The following is an 11229-nucleotide window of genomic DNA, read 5'->3' as shown; positions in this document are numbered from 1 at the left end:
TGGGTGATGCTGGTGGCCCAGGCCGGCGCCCGGTCGCTGGTGCAGTGGCTGCGCGCCGGCAGCGGGGGCAGCGGCCACCGGGGCGTCGCGCCGCCGGCGTTCGGGGAAGCGGGTGGCGACGGCGGCGGCGAGCAGGCAGGCGAGCACGCTGGCGACGCCCACCGCCGGGTAGCCGCCGACGGCGAACACCGGGCCGGCCAGGACGATCGAGGCGAGCACGCCGAGCGTCTCGGCCGTCCTGGCCCGGCCGATGACGCGGGCGTACCGGCCGGCGGCGTCGAGCCGGTCGAGTTCGTCGAAGACCAGCGCCTCCAGCGCACCCGAGGCGAGCGCACCGCCGGCGCCCGACAGCACGAAGCCGACGGCGAAGGCCGGGTACGAGGGGACGAGCACCCAGAGCGCGGAGCCGGCGGCGGTGACGAGCGGGGCGAGGGCGAGCAGCAGCCGCCGGGAGACCGCGTCGGCGAAGGCGCCGGAGGGCACCTCCAGCAGGATGCTGCTGGCCGACCAGATCACGAACAGCGAGGAGATCTGCCAGACCGACAGGCCGGTGTCGCTGAACAGCAGCGCGTACAGCGGATAGAGCAGAACGAGTTCACCGAGGAACGCGTAGCCGTAGAGGATGGCCGCCAGCCGGCGGACACGCGGATCGGGCACGCGCGCAGTGTGGACAGTCATGAAGCCTTCCCGTGGAGACGAAGCGGACGCCGGACGTACGGCGTCCGCGGCGGCCCACGGGGGCGACCGTCAGCGGTTCATCAACATCGCCACGTCATGCCGGCGATGTTAGACGGCGGCGGCCCTGACGGCCATGCCTCACCGAGACACGCGTCGGGGCGGGACCCGCGCGGATCCCACCCCGGAACGCGGCGGCGCGTTCAGCGGCGGAACTTCTCCTGACCCGTCGGCGGGATGACCACGGTGGCCTCGGCGTCCTGGCCGGTCGGCTGTGCCGGGACCGTGGCGCCGGTCGAGGTGACCTGGGTGGCGTCCGGGTCGACATGGGGCGTGGCCGGGCCGGCGGGGCGCGGCACGACCTGGGTGGCGTCGGCGTCCACGGCCGGGCCGGCGGGCTCACCGGCACGGACGACCTGGGTGGCGTCGGCGTCCGGCTCGGTCAGGTGGGTCTCGGTGTCGCGGCGGCCGGCCTGGTAGGCGCGGGCGTGCGTGGCGATCACCTGCGACTCCTGCTCGGCGCGGGTCAGCCAGGACTCCCAGCGGCTCTGCATCGGACGGACCAGACCGCCGCCGACCCCGACGACGAGGATGCCGCCGACGGTGGCGAGCACGGCGACCAGCACCGGGGTGGTCACGGCGGTGGCCACGCCGATCTGGTTGAGGGCGGCGATGACGCCGAGGCCGAGGATGAACACCGAGGTGATGGTGGCCAGGATGCGGCCGTACGACAGCCCGCCCAGGGCGCCGCTGATGATGTCCTTGACGGCGTTGGCGATCGCGGCGGCGACCACGACGATGACGATCGCGACGAAGGCACGGGGCAGCCAGGCGATCACGCCGGCGATCAGGTCCGAGATGGGGTTCGGGCCCCAGATGCCGAACGCGAGTTGGAGGGTCACCAGCAGCACGCCGTAGTAGGCGAGCTTGGCGACGATGTCGCTGGCGTCGTACCGGGACCGGGCCAGGGCCCGGCGGATCCCGCCGCGCTCCACCGCGCGGTCGAAGCCCACCCGCTCCAGCACCTTGTCGACGATCTTGAGCACGGCCTTGGCGATCAGCCAGCCGACCACCAGGATCGCCACGAAGGCCACGGCCTTGGGCAGGAACAGCAGCACCGAGCGGAGGGCGTCCCCCACCGCGTCGCCGAAGTCGTCTCTCATGGGAATCCTCCACACGGGTGTCCGTCTCGTCGCGGCCGACCTACCCTCAGCGCCGGCCGGGGAAACACCGGTCGGCGCCGGTCGGCGGCGCGTCGACGCGACAGTGCCGGCGGGCGGCGCGCGCCCGCTTGGCCGGGAGGATCAGCGGCGTCGGCAGTCGTAGGCGACCGGGGCCTGGGCCTGCACCGGGGACGGCGAGGTGATGTTGACCGTGGCCGTCTCGGTCGTGGTGCCCACGCCGCTGAAGGCCCAGCGCAGCGTCAACTCGACGGTGCGCTGGCCGCGGCCGACCCGCTCGGTCAGCAGGCTGCCGGGGGCGCTGCCACTGCGCAGCCACTGGTAGCGGATCTCTCCCGCCCGGCCGTTGGTCGACACGGTGGCCACCACGTCGACGGTGACGTCGCACCGGTCGCCGGCCGGCCGCGGCACCGCCACCGTGGCCCCGGTGACCTCCAGAGGGCTGATCCGCTGCCAGAGATAGAGCCCGACGGCGACGAGCAGCGCGACGGTGAGCACGGTGGAGAGCACCGAGGTGACGCTCCGCCACGCCGACCGCCGCCGGCGCGGGGGCGTCGGCACGGGCCAGGCGGGCGCGACCGGTGGGGTGGCCGGCACGCCCGGCCCGAACCGCACCTCCCCGCCCGCGGGCGGGGGCGACGCTCCCGTGCGCCCGCCGAAGACCGTCCCCGGCCCGGCCCCGGTGGTACGCCCCGTCCCGACCGCGGTCACCGGGCCCGTCGGCTCCTGCCCGCTCGGCTGCGCCGTCCACGGCCCGGACCGCCCACCCGGATCGACCGGCAGCCGGCCGGGGTCCACGCGCGGGGACGGCACGGGACCGCCGGGCGGGGCAACCGGCCACCCCGGCGCGAGGTGCGCCGTCGGCTCTCCCCCGCCGAGGTGCCCGGTGGCCTCCCCAAGGTTCAGGTGCGCCGTCGCTTCCCCCTGGGCCAGGTGGGCCGTGCCGACTCCGACGGCCGGGTGCCGCGTCGTCGGCGCGCCGCCGAACAGGGGCGCGGTCGGCTCGCCGGAGCCGAGGTACGCCGTGAGCTCGCCGGAGCCCAGGTAGGCCGTCGGGTCACCAGAGGCCAGGTGTGCCGTGGGCTCGCCGGTACTCACGTGCGCGGTGGGTTCGTCGGAGGCGGGGTGTGCGGTGGGCCCGGTCGGCTGCGGGAAGCCGTCGAGCCGGGCGGTCGCCGCGCCGTCGACGGGCAGCCGGTGGGTGGGCAGCGCCTCGGTCTGGTCGTTCGGCTGGGTCACGGCGGCCCGCCCTCCGTCATCGTGGTCGACATCCGGGTCACCGATCAGCCCGGGGTGCAGAACGGGTAGAGCGTCACGTGGACCGGCGAGCTCTCGGGCGAGGCGTTGCCGGCCTCGTCGACCGCGACGACCCGGACCGGGATCCGGGTGCTGTTGCCCGGCCGGGGCAGGTCGCGCAGGACGCCACGGAACAGTCCACGACGGTCGGCCGTCATGGGCACCTCCGTGGTGCGGCCGTCCAGGGTGTACCGGAAGCTGACCCGCAGTCTCCCGGCCGTCGTACGGTCGTCGGAGACGACGGCCGAGACGGTGCTGGACGTGGGCCCGTACGGACAGCCCTTGGGGTCGAGCTCGGTCGGGCTTGCCGCGACCTGACCGACGGAGGGCGCGACGTTGTCCGCCGGCGGTGGCGGGCTGGCCGACGCGGTCGGCGAGGCGGAAGCGGACGGGGACGACGACGCGCTCGTGCCGGGAGTACGCTCCGGGGCGGCCGTCGTCGCGGTCGGCGCGGTGGGCGTGGCGGTGGGCGCCGGGACGGGGGTCGCCACCGCCGTCGGCGTGGGCGGCGCGGCGGCCGGGGCGGACGCCTCGCCGGTCGGACCCGCCGTCGCCTGCGGGGCCGCCGCCGGCACGGTCTCGTCGCGGCTGGCGTAGCTCAGCCCGGCCCCGCCGACCAGCAGCGCGGCGACCAGCCCGCTGCCGACCAGTGCCGCGCGGGCCCGGCCCGCGCGCAGCCAGGTCCACCGGCCGGTGCCCCCACCCAGCGCGGTGCTGGCCAGGCTGGTGGCCCCGCCGGTGCCGTCGGGGAACGGGAAGAGGGCGGCGAGCAGGGCCGCCCGGCGGGCCAGCTCGCGCAGGCCGCGCTCCTCCCACTCCGGTCCGTACGCGCCGGCCGCCACCTGCTCCAACACGGCGAGGAAGACCTGCGCGGGTTGCGGTCGCTCGGCCGGCTGCTTGGCCATGCCGTGCCGCAGCAGGTCGTGCACCGGCTCGGGAGCCGGGTCGGTGGGGATCGGCGCCCGTGCGTGCTGCTGGTGCAGGGTGAGCAGGTCCCGCCCGTCGTAGGGCGGCCGACCGGTGAGGCACTCGTAGAAGGTGGCGGTGGCCGCATAGATGTCGCAGGCCGGGCTGGCCGGGGCGCCCATCCACTGCTCGGGGGCCATGTAGCGGGGGGTGCCGGTGACGCTGACCCCGGAGGTCTCCCCGACCGGCATCGCGATGCCGAAGTCGGCCAGCTTGCTGGTGCCCTCGGCGGTGACCAGCACGTTCTCCGGCTTGTAGTCGCGGTGCACCACGCCCCTGGCGTGCGCGGCACCGAGCCCGGCGAGCGATCCCTTGAGGACGCACAGCGCCGACTCCGGGGTGGTGGGGCCGTGCGCGCGCAGCATCTGCCGCAGCGACACGCCGTCGACCAGCTCCATGACGATCGCCGCGCCGGCGGGCGACTCGACGTACTCGTAGAGCCGGGAGACGTGCGGGTCGTCGATCTCGGCCAGCAGCCGGGCCTCGTCCCGGAACGCCGTGCGGAACGAGGGATCGTCACCGATCCTGCCGGTGAGGTACTTGATGGCGACCGGGGTGCCCGTCGCGTCGTGCACGGCGAGGTCCACCCGGCCGGACGCACCGGCGCCGAGCTGCCGGACCGGGCGGTAGCCCGAGACCTGCCAGCCGGTCACGCGCTCACCTCCCCACCCCGGAACGGACAGCCTCCGTGGCTGCCTCGGTGGCCATTGTGGTCGCGCCGGGCGGTGGATCCATCGGCGCAACGGCTGCTTCCGGGCTCCGGACGTCCCGCGCGGCACGGCGGGGTGGTGGCATGGTCGGTAACGGACACCCGCTACTCCTAGCACCCTCTCGCAAGCGTCGTCGCCGAGCGGGCCGCCACCCGCCGGCTCGGCCGGCGTGCGGGCGGTGGTCGTACCCGGGCGGCCGGGCGAACCGGCGACGGAGGCGGCGGCGCGCCGAGGTCGGCACGCCGGGCCGGCGAGGGGTCAGGCCGGGGGTCGGCGGCGGCCGTCGCCGGGCGCGGCGGTGGGTGCCGGTGCGGCGCGCTCCGCCGTGGGGGGCTGCGCCGCCGGCGGCTCGGCGTCGCGGGCGGGTTCGGCGCCGCGGGTGAACTTGTCGAAGAAGCGCAGCAGCTCGACCGGAAACGGCATCACCAGGGTGCTGTTCTTCTCCGCCGCCACGTCCACGACGGTCTGCAGCAGCCGGAGCTGGTACGCCCCGGGGGTGGCCGCCATCGCCCGGGACGCGTCGGCGAGCCGGCGGGACGCCTGGTACTCGCCGTCAGCGGCGATCACCCGGGCGCGGCGCTCGCGTTCCGCCTCGGCCTGACGGGACATCGACCGCTTCATCCCCTCGGGCAGCGCGACGTCCTTGACCTCGACCCGCTCGATGAGCAGCCCCCACGGCTTCTCCGTCGGCGCGTCGATGACGGCCTTCAGCTCGGTGTTGATCCGCTCCCGGTCGCCGAGCAGGGTGTCCAGGTCGGCCTTGCCGATCACCGACCGCAGCGCGGTCTGCGCCACCTGGAGCACGGCCGCGGGGTAGTCGCGGACGTTGACCAGCGCCTTCACCGGGTCGACGACCCGGTAGTAGACGACCGCGTCGACGGTGAGGGTGACGTTGTCCCGGGTGATGGCGCCCTGCGGGGGCACGCCGATCACGGTCGTCTGCATGCTGACCCGGACCATCCGGTCGGCGATCGGGACGATCAGGCGCAGGCCGGGCTCGCGGACCGGTTGCAGCACGCGGCCGAAGCGGAAGACGATGCCGCGCTGGTACTGCTGCACGAGCCGGACGCTCAGGGCGCCGACGAGCGCGAGGACCACGATCACGATCACCACGCCGATCACGACGGCTTCCACGGCACCCCCGATCCGTTCGGCTCCCCGGGGCCCCTTTCCCGCTGCGTCGCCGGATAGTCCTGCCTTCCGGTCGGCCGCCGGCGCCCCTCGGGGCAGATCGGTGGTTGCCGGACGCCGGGCCGATTTCCTGGCTACGGTACGGGGAGCAGGCCGGCGGGGACTGCCCGGCCGTGGGTCGGGCGGTCCGGCAGCACCGGGCCGAGGAAGGCCGATCGCTGGAGGCGATGCCGGTGACGATGGAAGCAGAGCGCACTCTCCGCGCCGACGAGATCACCGAGCTGGGCGAGCTCGCCGCGCAGTTGCGGGTGGACGCGATCCGGTGCAGCACCCGGGCCGGGTCCGGTCACCCGACCTCCAGCCTGTCCGCCGCGGACCTGCTCGCCGTGCTGGTCGCCCGGCACCTGCACTACGACTGGTCGGATCCGGGCGGTCGCGCCAACGACCACCTGATCTTCTCCAAGGGCCACGCCTCGCCGCTGCTGTACGCGGTGTTCAAGGCGGCCGGGGTGATCAGCGACGAGGAGCTGGTGGAGACCTACCGCCAGTTCGGCTCGCGTCTGCAGGGGCACCCGACGCCGGTGCTGCCCTGGGTCGACGTGGCCACGGGCGCGCTCGGCCAGGGGCTGCCCGTCGGTGTCGGGATCGCGCTGGCCGGCCGGTACCTCGACCGGCTGCCGTACCACGTCTGGGTGTTGTGCGGGGACAGCGAGACGGCCGAGGGCTCGATCTGGGAGGCGCTGGACAAGGCGAGCCACTACGGGCTCGGCAACCTGACGGCGATCGTGGACGTGAACCGGTTCGGGCAGCGGGGGCCGACCGAGTTGGAATGGGACCTGGACACCTACCGGCGGCGGGTCGAGGCGTTCGGCTGTCAGGCGGTCGTCGTCGACGGTCACGACCTCGCCGCCGTCGACGAGGCGCTGGGCCGCGCCCGGCAGGCGACGGGCCCGACCGTGGTGCTCGCCCGGACCGTGAAGGGCAAGGGCGTACCCGAGGTCGAGAACAAGCCGGGCTGGCACGGCAAGCCGTTCAAGCCGGACCTGGCCGACCGCGCCGTCGACGCGCTCGGCGGCGTACGCCAGATCCGCGTCGCCGGCCCACTCCCCGAGGCCGCTCCGCCGCCCGCCGCTCCCGCCGGCGCGCCACCGGAGCTGCCGCGGTACGACCGGGGGGCGAAGGTCGCCACCCGCAACGCCTACGGTGACGCGCTGCGCGCGCTGGGCGCCCGGCCGGACGTGGTCGCGCTGGACGGCGAGGTCAGCGACTCGACGCGCGCCGACCGGTTCGCCGGGGAGTATCCCGACCGGTTCTTCGAGATGTTCATCGCCGAACAGCAGCTGGTCGCCGCGGCGGTCGGGTTGCAGGTGCGCGGGTACCGGCCCTTCGCCTCGACCTTCGCGGCCTTCTTCTCCCGCGCCTACGACTTCATCCGGATGGCCGGCATCTCCGGGGCCGACATCGCCCTGTCCGGCTCGCACGCGGGGGTGGAGGTGGGGGCGGACGGCCCCTCGCAGATGGGGCTGGAGGACCTGGCGGCGATGCGCGCCGTCCACGGGTCGACCGTCCTCTACCCCAGCGACGCCGTGTCCTGCGCGGCCCTGGTGCGGGAGATGGTCGACTGCGGGGGCATCACCTACCTGCGGACGACCCGGGGCGCGTACCCCGTCCTGTACGGCAACGACGAGGACTTCCCGGTGGGCGGCAGCAAGCTGCTGCGCGGCGGCGACGACGACCGGGTCGCGCTGGTCGGGGCCGGGGTGACGGTGCACAACTGCCTCGCCGCCGCGGACCGGCTGGCGGGCGAGGGCGTCGCGGCCCGGGTGATCGACCTGTACTCGGTGAAGCCGCTGGACCGGCAGCGGTTACTGGACGCCGTCCGGGTCACCGGCGGCCGGCTGGTGGTGGTGGAGGACCACTATCCGGAGGGTGGCCTCGGCTCGGCCGTGCTGGAGTCGCTGGCCGACCTCGCCGAGCCGGTGCGGGTGACGCACCTGGCCGTCCGCGGCCTGCCCACGTCCGGGACGTCGAGCCAGCTCATGGACCAGGCGGGAATCGGGGTGGAGGCGATCGTCGCGGCGTCGCGCGCCGCGCTGTCCCGAGACTGAGCGGGCGGGCGACGGGTGGCCGCGCCGCCGGGTCGGTGAACAGAGCGCCGACGAGTGCTTCCGGTGCGATGGTGACCGGCCGGTCGCTGACCTGCCCGTCGCCGAGTTCGACGATCCGCCACACCCCGTCGGCGCGCAGGGCCAGATCCACCGTCACGAAGGGCAACCGCAGCGCCGCGATCGACGCGCCCAGCGGACGCGGGTCGAAGTCCGCGGGCGGGGTGTCGTGCGGGCTGTCCGGGTGCGCGCCGACCAGGACGCAGCCGCCGTCGATCCACCACGTGCGGACCTCGGCGCCGGCGAACCGCTCGAACCGGCGCAGCACGAGGCCACCGACGACGTCCTCCGCGCGCAGGTCGAGGAACCGGCTCGCGATCGCCCAGGCGGCGTCACCGTCGTCCAGGTTCGGGATGAACGCCGCCTCGTGCCAGTGGTGCTTCATCGACTTGGTGAAGTCGCGTAGCACCGCTGGCCCGCCGCCGAGGTCGCACCGCGCCCGCTCGAAGTCGGCGCGCCGTGTCCCGACCGTCCACGTCGTACGCGGCGTCAATTCGGCGAGGTCGGGATACCAGCCGGGCAGCTCGTGGGCTCGCATGTACTGCTCGGCGCTCGTCCGCAGCGTGACGCCACGGCCGGCCAGCGCTGCGGCGAAGGCGGCGTACCGCTCGCTGCGCAACATCCACCCGCGGTAGACGGCCTCGCCCTCCACCGTTATTCGGGACACCGCCCGCGGCACGTCGTCGCCACGGGCCAACGCGTCGTGGTCGACGAGGGCGACCGCGACGCCGGCGTCCCGGGCCGCGCGTGTCTCCGGCGCGAAGTGGTCATCCGGACGACGCGGCCGCAGCGGGTCCGCGGGAACGATCAACAGCATTCGGTGGATGTTGCCCGATCGGCCCGTGGGACGCGACCGCGTTCCCGTCGGCGATGCCGGCGGTGGTGCCGGCGGTGGTGCCGGTCGACGGCGACTGCCCGTCGCCGCGCACCAGGACAACCGATCGGCGGGCGACTGCGTCCTTAGTCCGAGCAGTCGGATAGGGCGGTGTGGAGGTTCGATGGACGAGGTTGCCGAGGACGCGTTCCGGTCGTTCGTCGCGGCGCGTTCGGCGGCGCTGCTGCGCAGCGCTTACCTGCTGGTCGGCGACCGGGGCAGGGCCGAGGACCTGCTCCAGACGGTGCTCATCAAGACGTACGTCAGGTGGTCGCGCATCCGGGACCCCGCCGCGGTCGAGGGGTACGTGCGGCGGGCGCTGGTCACCACCGCGACGTCGTGGTGGCGGGGCCGGGCGTACCGGGAGCGACCGGTCGACACGGTGCCGGACCGCGGCGGCGTGGACGAGACGGACGCGCGCCTGGAGCACGACGCGATGTGGCAGCGCCTGCTGACGCTGCCGCCGAAGCAGCGGGCCGTGCTGGTGCTGCGCTACTACGAGGGCATGGCCGAGGCGGAGATCGCCGAGGTGCTGGACATCTCGCGGGGCACGGTGAAGAGCCACGCGTCGCGGGGTCTCGCCGCGCTACGCCGCCAACTGGAGGAACAGGATGCGCAGAAGGGGGCGGTGACGCCATGAACGACCGACCGGACCGGGGACTCGCCGACGCACTCGAGCGGCGGGCCGACTCGATCGCGCCAGGGCCTCGGTTTTCCGCCGAGGAAATCGTGCAGGCGGGCCGCCGAGCGGCCCGACGACGGACCACGCGGATCCGGGTGTCCGCGGCGGCGACGGTCGCCGCGCTGGCGGTCGTGGCCGCCCCCGCCGTGATCGACGCCGTACGACGTCCGACCCATCCGGCGCCGGCCGCGTCCAGGTCGGAGCCGCCGCGCGGCCTGCCCACGGCCTGCCCGGTCGAGCGGCTGCCGGTGCCGGCGGGCAGCGTCATGGACATGGTGATCGGCATGGATCCGACCGGTCGCCACATCGTGGGTCGGACGAACCCCGGCCGCGGCGGCACCGGTCTCGACATGTTGATCTGGGACAACGGCCGCCTTCAGGTGATCCCGGTGCCGGGCGACCAGCAACTGCCCACCGACATCAACTCCCGCGGCGAGGCGGTCGGCGTCAGCGGCGTCGTCGGTGAACGGGCGTGGATCTACCGCGACGGCGCGGTGACGCACCTGCCCGGGCAGTCCACCAGGGCCAACGCGATCAACGAGGGCGGTGTGGTGGTCGGTTCGAACGGGCTCCGACAGCCCCTGGTCTGGCGAACCCCGACGGACCAACCGACGGTGCTGCCGATGCCGGACGGCGACTGGGAGGGCGAGGCCAGCGACATCTCCGCCGACGGCACGATCGTCGGCACGCTCAACCGCCAGCGCACCACCCTGTTCCAGGCGTACGCCTGGTTGCCCGACGGCACGCTGCGGGAACTGCCGCCACCGGTCGTCGACGGCGAGAGGGCCGTCGCCACGCGCGCGATGTCGATCTCCGAGGACTGGGTGGCCGGCACCGCGAAAGGACCACGCGGTGACGTCCCGACGCGGTGGAACCTGCGCACCGGCGAGGTCCAGACCTTCCCCGGGATGCGGATGGGCGGTCGCGGCGTCAGCGCCGACGGCTGGCTCGTCGGCAGCCGGGAGGGGCAGGGACTGCTCGCCAGCCACCAGGGCATGGTGACGCTGCCGGACCTGCACGACCACGACACCGACATGTCCAACTACGCCGTGGCGATCAGCCGGGACGGTCGCCTCGTCGCGGGTGGCGGGTCGGTCGGCGGTCCCCGGGCTGTCCCGGTGGTGTGGCGCTGCCGGTGACACTCCGACCCGGGTAGGCGCGGCCGGGCCGGGGTTGCCGTCGCGACGACCGTCACCGGCAGCCTCGGCCCGCCGCCGCGAAAGTTCGCGGCCCTATGCTGAGCCGATGGACGTGGAGTTCAGCGGCGAGATGTTCTTCTGGAGGGGCCCCGCGCCGTGGCACTTCGTCACCGTGCCGGAGGACGACTCCCACGAGCTGAACGCGACCTGCGCGTCCGTGAGCTACGGCTGGGGCATGATCCCGGTGACGGCCCGGATCGGGGGCACCGGGTGGCGGACGTCGCTGTTCCCGAAGGACGGGCGTTACCTCGTGCCGGTGAAGGCCGGGGTGCGCGAGGCCGAAGGGCTCGCGGTCGGAGACACCGTCACGGTGCGCCTGGTCGTCGACGTCTGACCCGGGTGACCGGGTC

At 74.6% G+C, this 11229-nt stretch carries 10 protein-coding genes; 4 read left to right on the top strand and 6 right to left on the bottom strand.

All coding sequences use genetic code 11. From position 1 onward, the window contains the following. From AB0G14_RS29130 to AB0G14_RS29110, 5 genes are all read right to left on the bottom strand, one after another. A partial coding sequence (locus AB0G14_RS29130; protein ID WP_357702824.1) for an MFS transporter occupies positions 1-678 on the bottom strand: 678 nt, incomplete at its 3' end. 200 nt (positions 679-878) lie between these two features. After that, the gene (locus AB0G14_RS29125; RefSeq protein WP_357702822.1) at positions 879-1838 is read right to left on the bottom strand and encodes a hypothetical protein; all 960 of its coding nucleotides are present in this window, start codon (positions 1836-1838) and stop codon (positions 879-881) included. Positions 1839-1979: 141 nt separating this feature from the next. Then, positions 1980-3095, bottom strand: a complete 1116-nt coding sequence (locus AB0G14_RS29120) for a hypothetical protein (protein WP_357702820.1) — start codon at positions 3093-3095, stop codon at positions 1980-1982. A gap of 44 nt (positions 3096-3139) precedes the next feature. Further along, a complete protein-coding gene (locus AB0G14_RS29115) occupies positions 3140-4771 on the bottom strand; it encodes a serine/threonine-protein kinase (RefSeq protein WP_357702818.1) in 1632 nt (543 codons plus the stop codon). 315 nt (positions 4772-5086) lie between these two features. Then, positions 5087-5962, bottom strand: a complete 876-nt coding sequence (locus AB0G14_RS29110) for an SPFH domain-containing protein (RefSeq protein ID WP_357702816.1) — start codon at positions 5960-5962, stop codon at positions 5087-5089. A 236-nt stretch (positions 5963-6198) separates the two neighbouring features. Here AB0G14_RS29110 and AB0G14_RS29105 point away from each other — a divergent pair, with 236 nt between their 5' ends. Beyond that, positions 6199-8067, top strand: coding sequence for a transketolase (locus AB0G14_RS29105; RefSeq protein ID WP_357702828.1), 1869 nt, complete (start codon positions 6199-6201; stop codon positions 8065-8067). Here the strand turns inward: AB0G14_RS29105 and AB0G14_RS29100 are convergent. Next, on the bottom strand, positions 7997-8941 hold the full coding sequence (locus AB0G14_RS29100) for an ATP-grasp domain-containing protein (protein ID WP_357702814.1): 945 nt from the start codon (positions 8939-8941) through the stop codon (positions 7997-7999). The genes AB0G14_RS29105 and AB0G14_RS29100 overlap by 71 nt on opposite strands. Positions 8942-9122: 181 nt before the next feature. Between AB0G14_RS29100 and AB0G14_RS29095 the strand changes: the two genes are divergently transcribed. From AB0G14_RS29095 to AB0G14_RS29085, 3 genes are all read left to right on the top strand, one after another. After that, positions 9123-9638 (top strand): SigE family RNA polymerase sigma factor, encoded by a 516-nt coding sequence (locus tag AB0G14_RS29095; protein ID WP_357702812.1) that lies wholly within the window; start codon positions 9123-9125, stop codon positions 9636-9638. Then, a complete protein-coding gene (locus AB0G14_RS29090; RefSeq protein ID WP_357702810.1) occupies positions 9635-10819 on the top strand; it encodes a hypothetical protein in 1185 nt (394 codons plus the stop codon). Before AB0G14_RS29095 ends, AB0G14_RS29090 begins: the two co-directional genes overlap by 4 nt. A gap of 106 nt (positions 10820-10925) precedes the next feature. Continuing rightward, positions 10926-11213, top strand: a complete 288-nt coding sequence (locus AB0G14_RS29085; protein ID WP_357702808.1) for a DUF1905 domain-containing protein — start codon at positions 10926-10928, stop codon at positions 11211-11213. Positions 11214-11229 lie beyond the last annotated feature (16 nt).

It is taken from the genome of Micromonospora sp. NPDC023814, from assembly GCF_040639595.1.
In the GTDB taxonomy this organism is placed as follows: Bacteria; Actinomycetota; Actinomycetes; order Mycobacteriales; family Micromonosporaceae; genus Micromonospora.
The sequence above is the reverse complement of the archived record's forward strand: the minus strand, read 5'-3'. Positions and strand labels throughout refer to the sequence as shown.